Origin of the sequence: Parabacteroides sp. AF17-28 (genome assembly GCF_003479205.1) — a bacterium.
In the GTDB taxonomy this organism is placed as follows: Bacteria; Bacteroidota; Bacteroidia; order Bacteroidales; family Tannerellaceae; genus Parabacteroides; species Parabacteroides acidifaciens.
The window spans coordinates 304,024-324,932 of sequence record NZ_QUGV01000001.1; the positions used below are offsets into that span (position 1 = coordinate 304,024).

General features: G+C 43.1%; 18 protein-coding genes. 12 read left to right on the plus strand and 6 right to left on the minus strand.

Features of this window, described 5'->3' with window-relative positions; translation table 11 throughout:
• Nucleotides 1-8: 8 nt before the first annotated feature.
• The 8 genes from bcp to DWW90_RS01320 all read left to right on the plus strand — a co-directional run bounded on the left by bcp (nt 9) and on the right by DWW90_RS01320 (nt 8,188).
• A complete protein-coding gene (gene bcp / locus DWW90_RS01285; protein ID WP_115499490.1) occupies nt 9-467 on the plus strand; it encodes a thioredoxin-dependent thiol peroxidase in 459 nt (152 codons plus the stop codon).
• Between the two features lie 7 nt (nt 468-474).
• Nucleotides 475-1,518, plus strand: a complete 1,044-nt coding sequence (recA, locus tag DWW90_RS01290) for a recombinase RecA (protein WP_115499510.1) — start codon at nt 475-477, stop codon at nt 1,516-1,518.
• Nucleotides 1,519-1,851: 333 nt separating this feature from the next.
• Nucleotides 1,852-2,811, plus strand: coding sequence for a GNAT family N-acetyltransferase (locus DWW90_RS01295; protein WP_122343691.1), 960 nt, complete (start codon nt 1,852-1,854; stop codon nt 2,809-2,811).
• Nucleotides 2,812-2,823: 12 nt separating this feature from the next.
• Entirely contained in the window at nt 2,824-3,459 is a 636-nt protein-coding gene (locus tag DWW90_RS01300; RefSeq protein ID WP_122343692.1) for a PIG-L deacetylase family protein, read from the plus strand.
• 14 nt (nt 3,460-3,473) lie between these two features.
• Nucleotides 3,474-4,790, plus strand: a complete 1,317-nt coding sequence (locus tag DWW90_RS01305) for a polysaccharide deacetylase family protein (RefSeq protein ID WP_122343693.1) — start codon at nt 3,474-3,476, stop codon at nt 4,788-4,790.
• Nucleotides 4,787-6,028: a glycosyltransferase gene (locus tag DWW90_RS01310; RefSeq protein WP_122343694.1), complete on the plus strand. Its 1,242-nt coding sequence runs from the start codon at nt 4,787-4,789 to the stop codon at nt 6,026-6,028. Before DWW90_RS01305 ends, DWW90_RS01310 begins: the two co-directional genes overlap by 4 nt.
• Before the next feature lie 5 nt (nt 6,029-6,033).
• Nucleotides 6,034-7,161 carry a glycosyltransferase gene (locus DWW90_RS01315; protein WP_122343736.1) on the plus strand — a complete coding sequence of 376 codons (1,128 nt, stop codon included), beginning with the start codon at nt 6,034-6,036 and terminating at the stop codon, nt 7,159-7,161.
• The gene (locus DWW90_RS01320) at nt 7,151-8,188 is read left to right on the plus strand and encodes an SAM-dependent methyltransferase (protein ID WP_122343695.1); all 1,038 of its coding nucleotides are present in this window, start codon (nt 7,151-7,153) and stop codon (nt 8,186-8,188) included. The genes DWW90_RS01315 and DWW90_RS01320 overlap by 11 nt, the downstream gene beginning before the upstream one ends.
• Here the strand turns inward: DWW90_RS01320 and DWW90_RS01325 are convergent.
• The gene (locus DWW90_RS01325) at nt 8,105-8,536 is read right to left on the minus strand and encodes a 2-amino-4-hydroxy-6-hydroxymethyldihydropteridine diphosphokinase (protein WP_122343696.1); all 432 of its coding nucleotides are present in this window, start codon (nt 8,534-8,536) and stop codon (nt 8,105-8,107) included. The genes DWW90_RS01320 and DWW90_RS01325 overlap by 84 nt on opposite strands.
• A gap of 106 nt (nt 8,537-8,642) precedes the next feature.
• On the opposite strand from DWW90_RS01325, the gene feoB reads away from it, so the two are divergent.
• The 4 genes from feoB (at nt 8,643) to DWW90_RS01350 (ending at nt 14,743) form a co-directional block, all read left to right on the plus strand.
• Nucleotides 8,643-11,123: a ferrous iron transport protein B gene (feoB, locus tag DWW90_RS01330; protein ID WP_122343697.1), complete on the plus strand. Its 2,481-nt coding sequence runs from the start codon at nt 8,643-8,645 to the stop codon at nt 11,121-11,123.
• A 258-nt stretch (nt 11,124-11,381) separates the two neighbouring features.
• Entirely contained in the window at nt 11,382-12,479 is a 1,098-nt protein-coding gene (locus tag DWW90_RS01340; RefSeq protein ID WP_122343698.1) for a sialidase family protein, read from the plus strand.
• 50 nt (nt 12,480-12,529) lie between these two features.
• A complete protein-coding gene (locus DWW90_RS01345) occupies nt 12,530-13,681 on the plus strand; it encodes a glycosyltransferase family 4 protein (RefSeq protein ID WP_122343699.1) in 1,152 nt (383 codons plus the stop codon).
• Nucleotides 13,682-13,705: 24 nt separating this feature from the next.
• Nucleotides 13,706-14,743 (plus strand): glycosyltransferase, encoded by a 1,038-nt coding sequence (locus DWW90_RS01350; protein WP_122343700.1) that lies wholly within the window; start codon nt 13,706-13,708, stop codon nt 14,741-14,743.
• Between the two features lie 309 nt (nt 14,744-15,052).
• Here DWW90_RS01350 and DWW90_RS01355 read toward each other — a convergent pair whose 3' ends face one another.
• From DWW90_RS01355 to DWW90_RS01375, 5 genes are all read right to left on the minus strand, one after another.
• Nucleotides 15,053-16,144, minus strand: coding sequence for a glycosyltransferase family 4 protein (locus DWW90_RS01355; protein WP_122343701.1), 1,092 nt, complete (start codon nt 16,142-16,144; stop codon nt 15,053-15,055).
• On the minus strand, nt 16,141-17,217 hold the full coding sequence (locus DWW90_RS01360) for a radical SAM protein (RefSeq protein WP_115499476.1): 1,077 nt from the start codon (nt 17,215-17,217) through the stop codon (nt 16,141-16,143). The genes DWW90_RS01355 and DWW90_RS01360 overlap by 4 nt, the downstream gene beginning before the upstream one ends.
• Nucleotides 17,218-17,305: 88 nt before the next feature.
• The gene (locus DWW90_RS01365) at nt 17,306-18,487 is read right to left on the minus strand and encodes a glycosyltransferase (protein WP_122343702.1); all 1,182 of its coding nucleotides are present in this window, start codon (nt 18,485-18,487) and stop codon (nt 17,306-17,308) included.
• A gap of 5 nt (nt 18,488-18,492) precedes the next feature.
• Entirely contained in the window at nt 18,493-19,734 is a 1,242-nt protein-coding gene (locus tag DWW90_RS01370; RefSeq protein ID WP_115499474.1) for an O-antigen ligase, read from the minus strand.
• A 41-nt stretch (nt 19,735-19,775) separates the two neighbouring features.
• Complete coding sequence (locus DWW90_RS01375; RefSeq protein ID WP_122343703.1) at nt 19,776-20,828, minus strand: acyltransferase; 1,053 nt, start codon at nt 20,826-20,828, stop codon at nt 19,776-19,778.
• Nucleotides 20,829-20,909: the final 81 nt, after the last annotated feature.

A 20,909-nucleotide genomic window follows, 5' to 3' on the forward strand; every position in this document is an offset into this window, starting at 1 on the left:
ACAAGTATATGGCAATACAAATAGGAGATAAAGCACCCGAAGTATTGGGACTTGACCAGAACGGAAAAGAGATAAAGCTAAGCGATTTCAAAGGAAAGAAGTTAGCCCTCTATTTCTATCCGAAAGACAACACCAGCGGTTGTACGGCCGAGGCTTGCAGCCTTCGTGACGGTTACGAAGAATTGCGGGCAGCAGGCTACGAAGTGATTGGTGTCAGCAAAGACAGCGCCAAGTCCCACCAGGGATTTATCGCAAAACAGGAACTTCCTTTCAGCCTCATTGCTGATACGGATACGACCCTGCAACAGCAGTTCGGGGTCTGGGCAGAAAAGAAACTGTACGGACGTTCATACATGGGGACTCTCCGTACCACCTTTATAATCAATGAAGAAGGTATCGTTACCAACATCATCGGCCCGAAAGAGGTGAAGACTAAAGACCATGCAAATCAAATCCTTAATCTATAAAAAGGAAATGGCAAAAGAAGATTTATTCGAAGAAGGCAAGCAGCCTGCAGCCGAAAAAGCGGCTGTGAACACAGACAAGTTGAAAGCGCTTCGCGCAGCAATGGACAAGATTGAGAAGAACTACGGAAAAGGTTCTATCATGAAGTTAGGCGACGAAAGTATTGAAAATATCGAAGTGATCCCGACCGGTTCTATCGCCTTGAACGCAGCTTTAGGCGTAGGCGGTTATCCGAGAGGCCGTGTGATCGAAATCTACGGTCCGGAATCGTCCGGTAAGACAACCCTGGCCATCCATGCGATAGCCGAAGCACAGAAAGCAGGCGGTATCGCTGCATTTATCGATGCGGAACATGCTTTCGATCGTTTCTATGCCGAAAAGCTGGGAGTAGACGTGGAAAACCTCTGGATCTCGCAGCCGGACAACGGTGAACAGGCGTTGGAAATCGCGGAACAGTTGATCCGTTCATCTGCCGTAGACATCGTGGTTATCGACTCTGTTGCCGCCCTGACACCGAAAGCCGAAATCGAAGGCGATATGGGTGACAGCAAGATGGGTTTGCAGGCGCGTTTGATGTCTCAGGCATTGCGTAAACTGACAGCGGCCATCAACAAGACAAATACGACTTGTATCTTTATCAACCAGTTGCGTGACAAGATCGGTGTGATGTTCGGCAATCCCGAAACGACTACCGGCGGTAATGCCCTGAAGTTCTATGCTTCCGTACGTCTGGATATCCGCAGCATCGGCAAGTTGAAAGACGGAGACGAAATCAAGGGGAACCAGGTGCGCGTCAAAGTGGTAAAGAATAAGGTGGCACCTCCTTTCCGCAAGGCTGAGTTCGACATCATGTTTGGTGAAGGCATCTCCAAAGCCGGTGAAATCATCGACCTGGCAGCCGAACTGAACATCATCAAGAAAAGCGGCTCATGGTACAGCTACAACGATACGAAGTTAGGCCAGGGACGTGATGCCGCCAAGCAATGCATCGCCGATAACCCGGAACTGGCTGAAGAACTGTCGGGTTTGATATTCGAGGCATTGAAAGGATAAGATCATTTAATTACTTTTGGCTTGACCCAAAAGTAACCAAAAGGTCAAGGCCGAACCTGCTTCGCTAATGCGATCCCGCATCGAGTGCGGGATCGCAAAGTAACTACCGGTATCACAATCCTCAACAGAGCCGTCAGGCTCTACCTCCGGCCTAAGCCGGTGAGCGTTAAGCGCAGTGACCGTAGTGAGCGCCCGGAGCGTCTGCTGTCTGAGCGAAGCGAGTTTCAGACGCGACAGCGAACGAAGGAAACGGAGTAGCGAAGCGGGTTCGGCCTTGATCTTTTGGTTACTTTTGGATCAAGCCAAAAGTAACAGTTAAATCATACATTAAAAATGAAAGACAAATACCATCAACTTTGCAGCACCGAGAAAAGCATTCCCATTTTCTCCCGTGACTGGTGGCTCGATACGGTTTGCGGCAAAGACAGATGGGACATCTTGTTGGTTGAAGAAAAAGGGAAGGTCACGGCAGCCATGCCGCTTTACATTCCGCAACGGAATATTATTTCGATGCCTTCCTACACACAGACGATGGGTCCCTGGTTCGCACCCGAATCCGGCGACACCAAATACACAAAGGCATTAGGCAGGCGGCAGGCTTTATGTAAACAATTACTGGAAAACCTGAAACCTTATCCGCATTTCCTGCAAAACTTCCATTATGATATTACCGATTGGCTGCCTTTCTATTGGGAGGGTTACCAACAAACTACGCGTTATACATACCTGCTGAAAGGTATTCAGGATGCAGACGCGCTCCGGGAAAACATGAGTCCCAATATCCGCCGGAACATCACAAAAGCAAAAGACAAATATCATATCACTGTTAAGAAAGGTATTTCCATTGAAGAATTCCTGAAAGTACAAGAACAGACATTCGAACGTCAGCGCACTACGAATAAGGAAGATACGGAAATACTGGTAAAACTGATCAACGTCTGCCGGGAACGAAACCAGGGAGACTTATGGGGAGGATACGACGATCAGGGACGTTTGCACGCAGCTGTTTTTATCGTCTGGCAGGAAAGTTCGGCCTGGTATCTCGCAGGCGGAGGCGATCCGGGCTTGCGGGAATCCGGAGCACACAGCCTGATCTTATGGGAATGTATCCGTTACGTCTCACAATTTACAGACGTATTCGACTTTGAAGGTTCCATGATACCGGGAGTCGAACGCTTTTTCCGAGAATTTGGTGCAATTCAAACGCCTTTCTTCACAATAACCAAAGGAAAACTAAGTTTATTAAATAGAGTCTATTTAAAAATGAAAAGAGTTATAACTCATAATTCATAAGTCCGAATTAGCATGTTAAACAGCTACAACAACATACTGGTCTTAGCCCCCCATACCGACGACGGGGAATTAGGATTGGGAGGAACGATAAGCAAATTGGTAGGATTGGGAAAGAAAGTAACCTATGTCGCTTTCTCTACCGCCCAACAGTCCGTGCCCGAAGGTTTCCCGAAGGATGTCCTGAAAACGGAAGTAAAAAAGGCGACCGCCCTGTTAGGCATATTACCGGAAAATCTTATCATTTACAATTATGAAGTGCGCAAGTTAGGATATGCCCGACAAGAAATACTGGAAGAACTGATCCGCCTCAAAAAGGCGAATAACTTTGATCTGGTCTTCATCCCGAGCCTTCACGATATCCACCAGGATCATACGACAATCGCCCAGGAAGGCTTGCGGGCTTTCAAAAACACAACCTTATTAGGCTACGAACTAATCTGGAACAATCTGACATTCAACACGCAATGCTTTGTCGAACTGAGCCGGGAACACATCCAGGCCAAAGTGAAAGCATTGAAAGCATACGAATCGCAGGGAGCACGCGACTATCTCTCCGAAGAGTTTATCTTTTCACTGGCTAAGGCACGCGGCGTACAAGCCGGCTGTCCTTATGCCGAAGCGTTCGAAGTCGTTCGCCTGTTCCTGTAAACAGTAAATTGATCATGAGGGACTTTATCAAATACATCATCAAATTTCTGATCGGGGGAGAAAGAGCCGGTACGTTGAGCAGCCTGGTGGGCTACACTTCGGACCCGAACAAGTTCTCCCACTATCGCGTGGTCATCATCCCCTCTCCTTTCTTCCGGGATGAAGTCTACGGGACAGCCGAGTCCATGCCCGGACTGCCGCTAAACGAAATTGAAGGCGTTCCCTTATTATTCGGTTCCCCAAAGGTGGAATGGTACGGCGATACCTGGGTGGTGCATGCCGACATTGTTGCCAGCGCCTACTTCCTCCTGACACGATATGAAGAAATACGGAAACGGAACGTGCGGGACATACACGGCCGCTTCCCCGGAAAAGAGTCTTTACCTTATAAAGCAGGATTCATTCATCGCCCGATCGTTGACGAATACGGGAAACTGTTGCGCCGCTGGTTACGCCAGGCGCGCGTGCAATCGGCAACCGATCCGGCTCCACAAATACAAAAAGTATGGCTGACACATGATGTGGACGCTCCTTTCTTTTGCCGGACTTTCCGCAATCTGATACGGGAAACAGTCAAAGGTATCGGATTCGCACAAGCGTGGAAAATATTCTGCGGCCCGTTGCGGGAAGACCCGTTCTACACGTTTCCCTGGCTATTGGAACAAGGGAATGAACTGAAAAAGGCCATCGGTAAAGAACGTTGCGAATCTGTTTTCTTTATCAAATCGGGCGGATCATCCGTTTACGACAGGCCTTATTATAAATTGCATTCAAAAGAGCTGCAAGAGTTGTTGCTTCTCTGCAAAACTGAAAACGGTCGAATCGGCCTGCACGCCAGCTACGATGCCGGCAAGACCCCGGCGCTTATTGCTGCTGAAAAGGAACTGTTGGAGAAACAGGCCGGAAGACCGGTTAACTACAACCGCCACCATTATCTGGCTTCATGCGAACCGGAAGATATGGACTGGTTGGAAAAAGCCGGAATAACGGACGATTTCACAATGGGTTATCCGGATGTGGCCGGTTTTCGTCTCGGAACCTGCCGCCCCGTACATTGGATCAATCCGGAAAACAAACGGATCTCGTCGCTCGTTCTCCATCCGCTGACCATTATGGAATGCAGCCTGAACGAACCGGTGTACATGAATCTCAGCTATGAGGAAGCCTTGGCCTACTCCCTACAATTAGCCGGACAAGTAGCAGAGAGCAACGGTGAGTTGGTTTTACTCTGGCATAACGATTCCATTACCGACCGGATCAAACCGAATGTTTCCGTCGACTGGCAACGCAAGCTATTTGCCGCCATCATTGAAGAACTAAAGAAAGCATGAAGATACTGATATTATGTGATATGTTTCCCCCCGCTTTCGGTCCTCGAATGGGGTATTTATGCAAATACATGAAACGGGCCGGATGGACTCCTGTTGTGGTCACCGAGCAGATCGACGACAAGACTTTTTCCTTCCTGCAAGGTGACATACCGGTCACTTACATCAACTTTTTCCATTCGAAAGGAGGAATCCTGCGAAAACTGGAATGGATATTCGTGCTTATTCTGGACTTCCTTTTTCACTATAAAGATAAAAAGATAGCAAAAGCGGCTTCACGTTTACTGGAAGAAGGCGGTTACGACGGAATACTTTGCAGTACTTACCGGGCCTTTCCTCTACCGGCAGCCAAAGCACTGGCCGAGAAATACCATCTTCCGTTTGTTGCCGACTTGCGTGATATCATCGAGCAATATGCCGCTACCGAATATATTGCCCACAGCTTCCGGCTATTCCCTTGGCTGGATAAGAAAGTTACCACTGCTTTCCGTAACAAACTGCTACGGGACAGGAATGAAACATTGAAGAAAGCGGATTGCGTCACAACCATTTCCCCCTGGCACGTAGAGAAACTTAAGGCATACAACCTGCAAACGGAACTTATTTATAACGGCTACGATCCGGAAATCTTTTTTCCCGAACAACACCGGACATCCCGTTTCGTCATAACCTATACCGGCCGTCTGATCAGTCTGGCAACCCGTGACCCGCGCCTTCTCTTTGAAGCCATCGACCGGCTCGACCGGGAAAAGCGCATTTCACCGGAACAGTTCCGGATACAATGGTATGTCGATTCTGAATCGGCAACCATGATAAAGCAGGCGGCGGCATCCTATCCGATCGAACGTTACATGGATTTCTCCGATTATGTCCCGGCATCCGAGATCCCCGGCATCCTGAACCGCAGTTCTATTTTGCTGCAACTGGCCAATAAGTTTTCTTCCGATGGCCCCAAAGGTTTTATGACTACCAAACTTTTTGAAGCAATGGCTGTCGAGAAACCCCTACTTTGCGTAAAGAGTGACGAAAGTTGCCTGGAATCCGCCATCAACAAAACCCATACCGGCTTAGCAGCTCGGACAGTAGATGAAGTTTACCAATTTATCTTACAACACTATCTCTTCTGGCAGGAAAAGGGATATACGCACATAGAGGTGGACCGGGAAGCAATCGAACATTTCTCCCGTAAAAGACAAGCGGAGCAATTTATGCGTATCTTTACCCACCTGAACAGCAAATGACAGACATGGAGAAATACCTGAACATAATCGCATTCAATATCCCCTGGCCGGCCAATTACGGGGGGATTATCGATGTGTACTATAAGATGAAGGCATTACGCCAGTGTGGTGTAAAAATCATCCTGCACTGCTTCGAATACGAACGGCCACATTCACCGGAATTGGAGGCGATGTGTGAAAAGGTCTATTATTACAAACGGCATACGGGATTACGTACCAACATCAGCCTGTTGCCCTACAATGTGTACAGCCGCAAAGAACCGCAATTAATCGCCAACCTGCTGAAGAACGATTACCCGATCCTGTTCGAAGGGCTTCATTGCTGTTATTACATAAGTGATCCCCGGCTGAAAAACCGGATAAAGATATATCGGGAAGCAAATATAGAGCATGATTATTACAATCATCTGGCACAAGCAGAAAGTCATCCGGTCCGGAAATGTTTCTTCCGAATAGAGGCTTGGCGCTTCAAACGATACCAAAAAGTAGTGAGACATGCCGACTTGGTGATCGCCGTATCGACAACCGACACGGATTATCTGCGCCGCCAGTTTCCGGACAAGCGGATCGAATTTATGCCTTGCTTTCACACGAATGACCGGATTACGGTAAAGCCCGGTTCGTCCGATTTCATCCTGTATCACGGCAAGTTGTCGGTTATCGAAAACACGCAGGCTGCCCTGTTCCTGATCCAAAACGTATTCAGCAAACTGAATAACCGCTGTATTATCGCCGGTATGAATCCGCCCTCTTCCTTATTGAAAGCAGTCGCACCGTTCCCGAATATCCATATCGAAGCCAACCCGACGGAAGAACGGATGAGCGAACTGATACACGAAGCACAAGTACATGCATTAGTTACTTTCCAGGCAACCGGCTTGAAGCTGAAACTGCTGAACAGCCTTTTTGCCGGGCGACATACAATGGTAAACAGCCTGATGGTAACCGGTAGCGGCCTGGAACAACTTTGCCATATAGCCAATACACCGGAGGAAATGATCCGTACCTGCGGGAAATTGATGCAGACGGAAATAAACCCGGAATCGGTCGAACAACGGAGCAACGCTCTGTATCCGACCTACTCCAATCAATATCAAGGCGAACGTCTAAACAACTTTATTTATGGAAATTGAAGAATTTAAAAATATAATGGAAAAGTTCATTGAGAAGGTACTCAATTGTGATTTTAACAAATTGCCTATCAGTGACTACAATAAGCAATATCTTGCACACATAACGCCAGTAATATCCTATTATAAAGACATTTACATTAGGACTTTATTCATCAGTGTTTTAGCCCTCAAAAAAGACCATAAAGACCTGACTATAGTCGACTATGGGGGCGGATGTGGCTTTTTAAGTCTGCTACTGAAAGCTATCAAGGTCAAAAAGGTCATATATATCGACCGAAATCCGCAATCTGTTATCGCGGTCAGAGAGATCAGTCGTGCATTGGACCTGGCTGGACCAGACGTGATTATTTGCGGCGATTCCCCCGACCTGGTAAAGTGGTGTAAAGAGAATCAGGTAAAACCCGAACTGTTGATCGCGATCGACGTAATAGAACATATATACAATCTTCGCCGCTTCTTTGCAGACCTGACATCCATCAACGAAGAGCTGGGCATGGTATTCACAACCGGCTCCAATCCGATGAATATCCGGAAAAAGAGACAACTATATAAAGAGATGGATATGTATGAAAAAGGGAATATCATCACTCCCAATTATTACACCAAACGTCTGGAATTCATTACCCGGACCTACCCGGACATATCGGCTGAGAAAGCCCGTGAATATGCCGCCCTCACACGGGGGATGATCTACGACGACATCAAATACTTCATACAATCAAACAATATGGAAGGGACAGGTTCGTACACAATTCCTTCCCTCCAAGACAAGCATAACACATGCGATCCGGAAACAGGCAATTATATGGAACGAATCCTTCCTTTTGAAGAATATGCCCAATACTTGCGCCCTCATGGTCATACTCTTGCTGTTTGTACCGGCCATTATTATACTTCCCGGAAGAATCCTTTAGCAAGAATGTTGGCCCGGATGGCGAACTTTCTACTCGACCATATTGATTTTTTCAGATACCGCCTCTCTCCTTATATCATTTTGGCCGGATTCAAAAGCAGAAGACACGAGTAATTGCACATACTCCTTTTCCCAGTCGGCAGGTTTCAATATTTCGTTATTCCAAAGGAGCAGGTCTATATCAATCGGGATCTGCCCCTTTTCCTTGCTATCCGGCATACGGCCCAAAACCTTTTCCATCTCCTTTAGAGATCGCCTCACCTCTTCCAGACAACTGTCTGTATAGGCTACAACCGCCTGATTCAGGAATAACCCCGAGGCAGGCAACCCGACAGGTTCCGTATAAACAGGCACTGAAAAATGTATCGGGCAGAAATATTCCCGCAACAACTCATCTGCCGAATGTATATTCGATTCGCAATCCCAATTGGACCCTAAACATAATATCGCTCTATTTCGCATAGTGTATATTAAAGCCTTTTCAAACGCAAAACTAACAAAAAATACCTACAATACGGTATTGACCATATTACCATTTCATACTACCTTTGCGCAAGATTAAAAAAAGATGAGATTATCGGAACTTCGCACAGGCGAAAAAGGGGTTATAGTCAAGGTAATGGGACGCGGAGCCTTCCGCAAACGCATTATCGAAATGGGATTTATCAGGGGGAAAGAAGTCGATGTCATACAAAACGCTCCACTTAAAGACCCAATCCACTATCGTGTAATGGGTTATGACGTCTCTTTAAGACGAAATGACGCAAAGATGATAGAGGTGGTCAGTGCTGCCGAATTTGCAGAAGCCGACACGCTTCAACCGGAAAACCGTTCGGCCGATTCCTATATCCTGCCATCCAACAAAAGCTTGCAGGCTATGGCCATGCACAAAGGAAAGACGATCAATGTCGCACTGGTGGGTAATCCCAATTGCGGCAAAACATCCTTGTTCAACTTTGCTTCCGGCGCGCACGAACATGTCGGAAACTACAGTGGTGTGACAGTCGATGCAAAAGCCGGAACATTCCATCAAAACGGATATACGTTTAAGATTGTAGACCTGCCGGGGACTTATTCGTTGTCGGCTTACACGCCGGAAGAACTTTACGTCCGCAAACATCTGAACGAAGAGCAGCCGGACGTAGTCATCAACGTAGTCGACGCATCCAACCTCGAACGCAACCTGTACCTGACCTGCCAACTGATCGACATGGATATGCGTATGGTAATCGCTCTCAACATGTACGACGAGCTGGAACGCCATGGCAATAAGTTCGATCATGAATCGCTCGCACGCATGATCGGTACTCCGATCGTCCCGACAGTCAGTAAAACCGGTTTTGGCATAGAAGATCTTTTTAATCGGGTCATCAAAGTGTATGAAGAGGAAGACCCGGTGCTCCGCCATATCCATATCAACTATGGCGATGTGTTGGAAAAGGCCATTTACAGTGTAAGACACGAATTGAAACTGAATGGGAACGTCTCAAAAAGCCTTTCCAAACGATACCTTTCTATCAAACTCCTTGAAGGCGATCCCGAAGTCGAATCGTTTGTAAAAGCATTACCCGGATCCGAAACCGTCATACAGGAACGTGACCGCTGCGCAGCACAAATCGAAACACTCCTGAAAGAAGACTGCGAAACAGCTTTCACGAACGCCCGTTACGGATTCATCTCCGGTGCGCTGCGCGAGACATACGAGCCAAACAAGATACATGAAGCAACCAGCACACAGATCATCGACCTTTTTGTCACTCACAAAGTCTTAGGTTTCCCGATCTTTATCCTCTTCATGTGGGTTATGTTTGAAGCGACTTTCCGTGTCGGCGAATACCCGATGGGATGGATCGAGTCGCTCGTAGGCTGGATCAGTGAGTTTGTACGAGGCAACATGAGCGAAGGACCGCTGAAAGACCTGTTGGTAGACGGCATAATCGGAGGTGTGGGAGGTGTCATCGTATTCCTTCCCAACATCCTGATACTCTATGCTTTCATCTCCTTTATGGAAGATTCGGGCTATATGGCACGTGCCGCTTTCATCATGGATAAAATCATGCATAAGATGGGGTTGCACGGAAAATCGTTTATCCCGCTTGTTATGGGATTCGGTTGCAACGTTCCGGCCATCATGGCATCCCGTACGATCGAAAGCCGGAATAGCCGGATGATAACCATGCTGGTCAATCCGTTAATGAGTTGTAGTGCCCGTCTTCCGGTTTACGTCCTTCTGACGGGGGCTTTCTTCCCACAAACGGCAGGAACAGTGATGCTGATCCTCTACTCTTCGGGTATCTTGCTGGCTGTCCTGATGGCGCGTTTATTCAAGCGTTTCCTTTTTAACGAGGAAGACGTGCCGTTCGTAATGGAGCTTCCCCCCTATCGTATGCCGACAGGAAAGTCTATCGTGATCCATATGTGGGAAAAAGCCAAACAATACTTGCATAAGATGGGAGGCATCATCTTGATTGCATCCATCCTCATCTGGTTCCTCGGCTATTTTCCGCGCCACTCGGAAGGCGGAGACATTTTCGACAAACAAATTGCAGAAATAGAACAATCCGAAACAAACGAGGAAAAGAGAACAGAAGCGATAGCCGAACTGGAACGTCTGAAGTCGATGGAGCATCAGCAAAATTCCTATATCGGACGTATCGGCCAAACGATACAGCCCATACTTCATCCGTTAGGCTTCGATTGGAAAATGAGCGTCAGCCTGCTGACTGGTATGGCAGCCAAGGAGGTTGTTGTCAGCACATTGAGCGTTTTATATACCGGAGAATCAGACGACGAACAGGTTCTTACCGAGCGCCTGAAACAAGACCGGAATGCAGAGGGAGAACCTGTGTTCACGCCTCTGATTGCATTGAGTTTCATGCTCTTTGTTCTGATCTATTTCCCTTGTATCGCAACCATTTCTGCGATCGTGAACGAATCGGGGTCCTGGAAATGGGGGCTCTTCGTGATTGCCTATACTTGTACGCTGGCATGGGTTGTCTCATGCCTTGTCTACCAGACAGGACATTTCTTTATGAATTTATTCGGATAAACAACAAAACATTTCACCATGTGGCAAGAAATAGCAATTATCATCATTGGTCTCATCGTTCTCTTGTATATAGGCAGGAAAATATACAAGCTGTTGGCCCATCCTCCCAAAGCCGGTGATCCGTGTTGCGGATGTACGGGATGTAACCTCAAGGATGTAAAAAAAATCAAGGATCAAAGGACATGTTAAAAATACTATAAGAGCAAGATTTATAGAGTAATTGTTATATCTTTACGAAACAATAATTAACGGTTCGATATGGCTAAGAATGTAAATTTCAGCTGGATTTATTTTATCCTCGTTTGTTGTTTCATTAGTTGTTCTTCGGAAGAAATAGAAGAAGAAATCTTAACCTATGCATTAAAATCAGAATCACTATTTATCGAATCATCATTGGACATACCAAGAAGAAGCGAAGGGGATATTATACAGATCAGAGAAGATCTCCTTTTATTAGTTTACACAAAATTTCACGGAGATTTTTATGATCACAGCCCGGCAACGTTAGTTAAGCGTATCTCTACAGACAGAGGAAAAAGTTGGTCTGAGGAAGTTGAATTTATAAACCGGGAAAATAGTTTAAACGTCATGTCAGCCTCCCTGTTGAAGTTAAGCAACAATACGATCGCCCTGTTCTATCTTGTAAAAAACAGTAATACGGATTGCTATCCTGTTGTCAGGTTTTCCAATGACGACGCTGAGACCTGGTCTGAGCCGATAGCATGTATCAAGCCGGAAAGTGGATATTTCGTAATGAATAATAGCCGGGCAATTCAATTATCGACGGGACGAATTGTAATCCCTGTATCCAAACATTCTTTTCAGGATGGAGTATTCCAAGGGAACGGCACAATCTACTGTTACTATTCTGATGACTTAGGAAAAACCTGGCATCAAGGTAACTCTGTTCCTTCTGCTCAAAAAGGTTTGATTTTTCAAGAACCGGGAATCATAGAATTGCTAAATGGAAATATCCTGATGTATATCAGGACAAATTGGGGATGGCAATACTATTCATATTCGAAAGACAAAGGGTATTCCTGGAGCAAAGTAACATCCAGTACCCTCCAATCACCTTTGTCACCAGCTTCAATTGCCAGAAATCCATACACGGATGCTCTTGTCGCTGTTTGGAATATGAGTAATGAAGAGCGGATGCCTCTCTGTGTTGCAGGATCTATGGATGAAGGCCAAAGCTGGAAAAGAAAGTCCATCCTTGAAAATAAAAAAGGATATTCAGCTTGTTATCCTGCCATTGAATTTTTATCAGCAAATGAAATGCTTATCTTATATAGTATAGCTGAAAAGGAAAAAATGGGGCTGGGCAGCTTAAAATTGGTGTATACAAAATATTAAGCAGATATGTCAAAACTAAAGATACACCATTCTATTTAAATTATCGTATCATGAAAATTGTATATTGTATTTCCGACCATTCACGGGCTGGAGGAACAGAACGAACACTCTCCATCCAAGCAAATCATTTTGCAGAACATGGACATGACGTACATATTGTGACAACAGAGATTCCTCAACGGGAAAAGCCGGCATTCGAATTCTCCGATAAAATTAATTTCCATAATCTCAACATATGTTACGAGGAAGTTAATAACTCCATGTCTCCGGTGAAGATATGGAATCGGATACGGAAAGGAAAGGAGCATAAACGCAAGTTAAATGAACTCTTGCATGTATTGCGACCGGATTTTACAATCTCCCTATTTGATCACGAACTCTCTTTTCTTCACTCGTTAAAAGACGGGAGCCTGAAAATATTGCAATATCATTTTTCCCGCTATTCGCGTGCTATTGAACTCAAATATAACGGAGCCCCTACATATCAGAAGTGGTTTGCTTTAACGAAAGAATGGCGTAAACAATCATTTATCAACCATTATGATGCATTTGTAGTATTGACAAAAGAAGATGCGAAAGATTGGAAAAATATCCGAAATCTACATGTAATCACCAATGCAATATCCTTCATACCTGAAAAAAGTTCCACTTGCCTGAACAAACAAGTAATCAGTGTAGGACGGCTAACCGTGCAAAAAGGATATGACATGCTACTGGAAGCTTGGAACAAAGTGGTTCAAAAGCATCCGAACTGGCAGCTTGCCATCTATGGACAAGGGGAAGATTACGGGAAATTAGAATCAATTATCCAGCAATATGCGATTGGCGATTCCGTACATATTTTTCCACCGACACGTGACATTGCCGACAAGTACTTGAATGCCTCTATTTATGTAATGAGTTCCCGTTACGAAGGTTTTCCAATGGTTCTACCGGAAGCAATGGCATGCGGTTTGCCATGCGTAAGCTTTGCGGCCCCTTGTGGTCCTTCAGAAATTATATCACAGGGAGAAGATGGCTTTATTACACCGGTCGGTGATATTCAAGCTTTATCAGAAAAGCTGTCTCTTCTTATGGGTGACGAGCCTCTCCGTTGCCGGATGGGAGAAAAAGCCAGATCCAACATCATGCGCTATTCCGTTGAACAGGTCATGGGACAATGGGAGAATTTATTTAATAAACTATTGAATTCCAAATCGTAATAAATAATCATAAGCATTAAGAGTATGAAATGTATTTTATTTGTTGATTGTGATAGAGAAGAAGTACAAACCTTTTCAGAAGCCATCTCTTCTGTTTTGAAAGAAGATTGCACAATCAAAGTTGCACGCAGTGATTATGGACAAAAAAATAAACTTATCAATATATTCCGCTATATCAAATACTTTATGGCTCCCTTACTATTCTTTTTAAGTAGGGAAAAATGCGACCTGTTGTTGGGATGGCAACAATTTTATGCTTTAAACATGGCTTTCTATTGCAGACTGTTTAAAGTCAAGAAATCCACTAAAATCGTTGCTCTGAATTTCACTTACAAAAGAAAGAAAGGATTCTTAGGTTCCATTTACTATAAATACATGAAGTACTGCGTAGATAATATCTATTTGGATTTTATGCATGTGCCAAGCTATAACTATGTTGAAAGCTGTAGTGAAGAGCTGGGAGTTGATAAAAGCAAATTCATCGTAAGAGGGTTTGGTGTTCCTGACTTATTTGATAATTGGGAACAATCAAAGGTCGATTGTTCCGACTATAGTTTGACCATTGGACGCTCAAACAGGGATTTCGATTTTCTGGTATCGGTTTGGGGTACTCCCTGTCTGGAAAAACACAGATTGGTAATTATCAGTGATACCTACATGCCTAAAAAGGAATTGCCCAAGAATGTCATCTTAAGGAACGATATCACAGGAGATGAACAATTTCCTTGGATTGCCAATGCTGATTTGGTAATAATCCCGATTAACGATGGAACTATATGCTCCGGAGACACCGTCTTGCTTAATAGTATGATGTTGAAAAGAACCACTATTGTTACAACGCCAAGCACATTGCAAGAGATGTACATAAAAGATGGATATAACGGCTTTGCAATCGCAAAAGATATAAATTTATTTGCACAACAGGTCTGTGAGTTTCTATCAGATGATAAGAGACGAAATGAGATAGGTGAAAATGCGAGAAAAATGTATTTGGAAAATTTTTCCCGATATGCTATGGGAAGACAGATTGCCGAGTTTTTAAAGAAGCACCTCAGATATTAAGTTTTACAGATGCAGTTCTAAGAAAAAGTGAATCAATAACGGGTAAACACCGGTCCTCTATTGCATGTTACGGCTGTATTCTTTTCATGTCACAACTGTCTTCCTTCTATGTTACAATTGGATTTCTTTTGTTTCACGGCTGTGACATGAATAGCGGGTAGGTACGGAGGAGGCACACATTCCGCATCGTTCATTCTATCTGCCGGGTTATTCATTCCTTTACGGCACTATAGCCCCATGAAGTACTGCAATACCATTTTACAGCCGATCCTGACGAGTCAGGACCTTCACGCTTGCTGACACAGCCCTTTATTTTATCAAATAGACCTTCTCTGTCTCTTTTGCGATATTATCCCAATCGTATTTTGACAAATCATATATCTGATTCGTCTGTCCATTGTTCAACAAATCCTTAATATGATGCATCATATCTTCTATATCATCCAATTTGAAATAATTCTTTTCCGGCAAACCGACAGCTTTGTTTGCCGGAATATCACTGACCAATACTTTTTGCCGGCAGGCCATTGCCTCCAACAAGGTGATCGGCAAACCTTCATGAGAAGAAGGAAGGACAAACAATGCTGCATGTTTATATAATTGATACAACTTTTCCCCCTTGACAATGCCCGGAATGATTACTTCATTCTCAAGGGCGAATGTCTTGAGAAAATGTGCATACGATGTAGGATAATCCGTATCCCCGGCAATTATTAATTTATAATCTTTAAGATGAAGTTTTATATATGCCTCAATCAGTTTGTCAAATCTTTTTTCTTCCACAAACCGGCCGACTGCCAATATATATTTACCGGGAGATAAATGGATACTATCCAAATAATCCGTAGAATCAGTGATTCCATCAAAAGATGTAATTCCATTAAAGATAAGGTGTACCCGTTTTACCCGCTTATATTTTTCTTTCAGAATATCCGAAATAACAGTGGATATGGATATAATATCCTTTGCCCCCATTGCAGCAAAACGTTCCCCTAACCGAAGTATGAATTTTGCAAATATTCCCCATTTGTCCCGATCATAATCCGGACCGTGATGCGTCATAACAACCCGGAGGCCCAACAGCCTTGCCAAAGGGATCATAACAGAAGGGCCTATTGCCTGAACGTGAAGAATGTCTGCACGCACTTTTTTGGCATACAAAATACCGAAGGCGGTATGAACAGCGGCTTCCAAGCCCGATACGGAAGGGCTTGGAATATCCTTGAATTTAACACCTCTATATTCAGAGCGGGGAGGATTCTCTTTCACAAAGTTCTTCCTTCTGACCACTATGATTTCATGTCCCATCTTTGCTATTCTGGGAAATAACTCCTCACAATGTGTCTCTACTCCACCTTGTATATTAGGAAAGCCTCTTAGCCCGACGACCACTATTCTCATAATTTTTCTTTTAAAGAACCTTGCTCCGGATCCTGACCCACATCATACCATTTCTTCTCTAAACACAAAGGCTTATTCAACAGGCTATTCATTTTGTTCTTTATAACCCATTGCAACGGATAGCGAATATACTTTTTCATAACAGGAGACGCAGTACCTACCATCCAGCAGTTTTTAGGACATTTGCGAACTTGTTCTCTGACTCTTTGAGCCTGTTCGCTTTGCCAGATTTCCTGAAAATCAGTCACATTACGGATATTCCCCATACTTTCTTTCCAATACTTCTCTTCAAGGCCATTACATGGATACACCTCGCCGTAAGGATCGACAAAGAAGTTAACCAAACCAGCCTCACAAGGCAGCATTCTCCGGTTTCCTTCGATATAATTGATCAATCCGTTATTAAAAAATGCCCTAAACCAGGATTTGGGAGACGACTCTTGCATCTGCAAAGAAATAAGTTTCTCAAAATTGGAAATAACCTCCGTCTTATTGGTTATGACATTGTCATACTTGTGAAAATAGTATGAATTATGAAACGCAGCCGTAGCAAATTCAAGATTCAATTGTTTGGCTAAATGATATAAGGATAGCATATCCTCAGAATTATTATTCGATACGGTTATGCCAAATCCGATATCCTTAACACCCATTTCACGTAATGCAAGAAGCGTTCTCAGGCCTTTATCAAATCCACCTTTACGGCCTCTCAATTCATCATTCTTCTGAGATAATCCTTCAATGCTTATCCTGACACCTATATTCGGGTATTTTTCAGCCAATTTGATAACACGGTCTTCGAACCAGCCGGATGTAGAAATAACCACACGCGGCGACTTCTTGAAAAGGACTTCTACAATTTCATCCAGGTCTTCCCGTATGAAAGGCTCTCCTCCTGTAATATTGACAAACTTCACATTAGGCAACAGTTCCAATTCCTTTGGCTGGATTTCTTTACTTTTCTCCGTAGGATTCTGCCAAATGTCACACATTTTACACTGCATGGGGCACCGATAGGTTGTGATGATACACATATCGGTGGGACTTTGTATTTTACTTTGTTGATTAGTCATTTGCTTTTATTGTTTCTTTCTTACAAAACGAAGATAATCTATTCTGTATTGTAAGACAAGTTAATTAAAAAAACTTCTTGTGTACAGTTTATAAACCATACACTTTTATGAGATGCTCATAATATGTTTCTGCGCTTAATTTTTTTTGTGCTCTCTCTGCAATAGCCTGGTAGTCAAAGGAAGCATTGAACATCTCGGTTATTTTCCCTGATAAATCAGAAACGTTCCGACTTTCAAAATACATACCGTTTACATTTTCTTCTATCAGTTCCGGAATCGCACCAATGCGTGCTCCCAATATCGGAGTTCCTACACATTCCGCTTCTATGATTACAAGTCCTAAAACTTCATACCATTCCGAAGGAACAACTATAAAACGAGCTTTACTTACAATCGTTTTTACTTCCTCCCATGATTTAAAGCCCAAAAAGTCAATCGATGCATCCTTATTTACCTTAGCAGCCAGTTCGTCTTTCAAAGGGCCGTCTCCCACGATTTTTAATTTATATGGCAACTGATTGGCAGCTTCAATTAAAGTCGTAACTCCCTTTTCGGAAGACAAACGTCCGACATAACAATAGTAGTCCTCTTTGTTATAATCAACATTCACGTATTTCTTTTTATCCACAAAATGATAGAGCTGGGTAATCTTTGAAGAGGAAAATCCTCCTGACTTCATTTTTCCCAACATGAACTGGCTCGGAGCAATAAACTGGTCCGTACATTTCTCCAGCCTGTCCCGGTTCCATTTCCTGGCTTCCAGATACGCAATAGAACTCGCTATATATGAATGTTTAAGACATTTATATTTTACCACATTATGCAGATTATCCAAACACTGTTCGCAAATCGTTCCATTTTGTAAACAGTCATAACGAGGACAAAGCAATTTATAATCATGCAATGTCCAAAAGACTTTGATTCCCCGGCTATGCGCCAGTTCCGCAATAACAGGAGAAAGCTGCGAATGAATATTATTCAAATGGACAATATCCGGTTTGAAGTCATCCAATAAGGCATTGAATTTTTGTATGACATCAGCCGTTCCGAATGGACGCATAACCGCTTTAAAAGAGCTCACTCCCATCCCGAACTTAACCTCTTCCGGAAAATATTTATTCCATGGCGTTTGTAATGTCTCCGGATGCTGCATGGCAAAAACCGCGACATCATGACCATGGGATTGTAATAATCCAACCAAGTCGATCGTATAAATACAATCTCCCCCTCTTGGATAATAGAATTTATTCGCTACAAGTATTCTTGCCATAAGAATTATTTTGAAGACAATATTTTTTTATTCTTATCTTGCGCTACTATATGCCTTATGTCTGAGAACAAAAGTCCCAAGAGCACCATCATAAATAATCCACGATTGTGTGTTATTGTAGAATCGGTAGTACATTCGATCATGAAGAAGAGAATAATCATCAACGCCATTAATGCCTCTTTATACGCAAATTTATGGCTCCTCAATGCTTTTAGCGCCAAGTTTCCCCAAAACAGGAAAAATAAACAAATGCCGACATATCCAAACTGAGCCAATGCCGGATAATAAGTATCTGCGATGAAAGATCCAAAATGTTTACTTAATCCATATATTCCATCCATTCCATAGTGATTATATAATGGCGAATAATATACACTGGACGCGTAAGTCGCATAAGATCCGAATCCGGACCCAAAAGGGAAATAGTCGGACAAAATATCAGGTGCATAGAAATAGAGTGCCGCCCGTGCAATAGAGTCTTGTATCTTTTCATCATCGCCCAAAAAGTCTCCTCCGCTAATAAAATAGATATTCATCTTTTTGTAAGTAAAAAATAAAACCAGTGCAAGGACAATGGAGCACAAAATGATATTTTTTATATTCAGCTTAAACTTAAATGACGGCTTTACAAATAGGATCATTGCTACACAAATAATAAAGAATCCATAAAATTTGGAACGCTCGGATAATAATCCGACCACCATCAATAATATAAATATTGCTTTATCCCTTTGAGTAAAATCACTGCAATACAGATACAAAAGACTGATAATCGAAACTGAAGTCGCCAACCGGGATGGATGCATCGATATGTAATTAAGATTGGTTGGAGATATTTGATATGCAATTCCCACCCCTAACAGGTAAATGCCAAGAACAATACATATTTCGCATATCAATTTCTTGTAGGTTGGAGATACTACAGGTTTGATTGCATAAACACAGAAAAAGCCGAGATAGGGTTTGTATTGTACGACAAAATCAGTAATTATAGCGGCTTTGCTATTACTCCCTATATAAAAAGAATAGCACAGATAAAAAAGAAAGACAGCCGTAGTCACCAAAAACATCTTGTTTACTTCCCAATGCGGAGTGGAAAAAACATATTTGAGAAATAAGACAAACAGCAATAAAGAACACAGCTCATCCGTGTAATCAAATCCAATTGTATCATACAGAATCACTCCGAATATGAGAGTGAATATTAGTAACCGGCTAAAGTTTTTATTTATAAAGTCTTGTACCATTATATCCAGTTTGTAACAAAAACGTTTTTCTTATCTATTTATTATGCTTTACGCCCTATTTCTTTGGCTCTTAACAACGAAACAAGCCGTTTTGCAATCTCATGAACCAGCCAACTGAAAAGAACCGTCATAACAACCGAGAGGATGAGAAAGGTTCCGCTCCTTAGCAATGGACAGAAATAGGCCAATATACCCATTATCAGCCCATGCGATAAATAAATCTCAAAAGATATATCGCCCAGGAATCTCCCTACTCTATTGCCAAAAATTCTTTTTTGAGAGACCAAAAACAAAAGAGTAATTATAGATATGCCAAGAAGCACTTTCAACAGATACTCTCCATAAAACCAATCGGTTTTGAACTTCAGATAAAGTAAGCCCAGGAGAGCGCTCAAGAACGAAAAGGCTATAATTTTGACAAGTCGTTGCGCATTGAACCAATTTAAAGCCTGAGGGAAAAAGCGATATAACAACAATCCCCATACCAGTCCATAGCGTTCATAGCACCATCCCGAAACATTTGCGCCATCACCTCCTTCGCTAAAATAAAGATACAGGCTCGAACCTACTACGCCTGCAATAAGCAAACCGTCCGTAATCCAAGTCTTCTCCACCTTTAACCATTTGCCAAGCATCATCACACAATAGAATAACAAACAATATTGAAGTAAAACCTTTACATATCCATTGATTTCAACAAGGACAGCTAAACTCTTATTATTCAAGATTCCCATTTGATATGCGAACGCAAACAAATTAATCAGAAAACAGGGTATAAGAAGACTCACCAACCTGTTCCGCCAAAAATGCTTTAAATATCCGGGCTTCCTTTCCACACTTAACTGCATGCCATAAGCAGAAATAAAAAAGAATAAAGTCACTGCGACATAAGCAAAACTTCCGACACCGTCCTGAAGGGGATTCTGATAGGACGGATCTACATGTACGAGCAGTACCACAATCGCGCACAAACCCTTCAATGTATTTGTATAATCTTTAGAGAAGAAATTTTTCTCATCACCACTTCTACTTTGCCACAAAGCCGCGAATAACAAAAACAAAAGGATCAACGAGGTTAATAAAATATCGTACATAATGCTATGATAGTTGTTTTAATCTCTTTGCCAAAAGAATGATTTATATTTAGAGCGCCTTCACTTTCGTCTTAAACAGCA

Bases quoted from the DNA above. Each gene is read 5' to 3' on its own strand.
- bcp (WP_115499490.1), top strand. From the start codon at position 9: ATGGCAATACAAATAGGAGATAAAGCACCCGAAGTATTGGGACTTGAC.
- recA (WP_115499510.1), top strand. From the start codon at position 475: ATGGCAAAAGAAGATTTATTCGAAGAAGGCAAGCAGCCTGCAGCCGAA.
- DWW90_RS01295 (WP_122343691.1), top strand. From the start codon at position 1,852: ATGAAAGACAAATACCATCAACTTTGCAGCACCGAGAAAAGCATTCCC.
- DWW90_RS01300 (WP_122343692.1), top strand. From the start codon at position 2,824: ATGTTAAACAGCTACAACAACATACTGGTCTTAGCCCCCCATACCGAC.
- DWW90_RS01305 (WP_122343693.1), top strand. From the start codon at position 3,474: ATGAGGGACTTTATCAAATACATCATCAAATTTCTGATCGGGGGAGAA.
- DWW90_RS01310 (WP_122343694.1), top strand. From the start codon at position 4,787: ATGAAGATACTGATATTATGTGATATGTTTCCCCCCGCTTTCGGTCCT.
- DWW90_RS01315 (WP_122343736.1), top strand. From the start codon at position 6,034: ATGGAGAAATACCTGAACATAATCGCATTCAATATCCCCTGGCCGGCC.
- DWW90_RS01320 (WP_122343695.1), top strand. From the start codon at position 7,151: ATGGAAATTGAAGAATTTAAAAATATAATGGAAAAGTTCATTGAGAAG.
- DWW90_RS01325 (WP_122343696.1), bottom strand. From the start codon at position 8,536: ATGCGAAATAGAGCGATATTATGTTTAGGGTCCAATTGGGATTGCGAA.
- feoB (WP_122343697.1), top strand. From the start codon at position 8,643: ATGAGATTATCGGAACTTCGCACAGGCGAAAAAGGGGTTATAGTCAAG.
- DWW90_RS01340 (WP_122343698.1), top strand. From the start codon at position 11,382: ATGGCTAAGAATGTAAATTTCAGCTGGATTTATTTTATCCTCGTTTGT.
- DWW90_RS01345 (WP_122343699.1), top strand. From the start codon at position 12,530: ATGAAAATTGTATATTGTATTTCCGACCATTCACGGGCTGGAGGAACA.
- DWW90_RS01350 (WP_122343700.1), top strand. From the start codon at position 13,706: ATGAAATGTATTTTATTTGTTGATTGTGATAGAGAAGAAGTACAAACC.
- DWW90_RS01355 (WP_122343701.1), bottom strand. From the start codon at position 16,144: ATGAGAATAGTGGTCGTCGGGCTAAGAGGCTTTCCTAATATACAAGGT.
- DWW90_RS01360 (WP_115499476.1), bottom strand. From the start codon at position 17,217: ATGACTAATCAACAAAGTAAAATACAAAGTCCCACCGATATGTGTATC.
- DWW90_RS01365 (WP_122343702.1), bottom strand. From the start codon at position 18,487: ATGGCAAGAATACTTGTAGCGAATAAATTCTATTATCCAAGAGGGGGA.
- DWW90_RS01370 (WP_115499474.1), bottom strand. From the start codon at position 19,734: ATGGTACAAGACTTTATAAATAAAAACTTTAGCCGGTTACTAATATTC.
- DWW90_RS01375 (WP_122343703.1), bottom strand. From the start codon at position 20,828: ATGTACGATATTTTATTAACCTCGTTGATCCTTTTGTTTTTGTTATTC.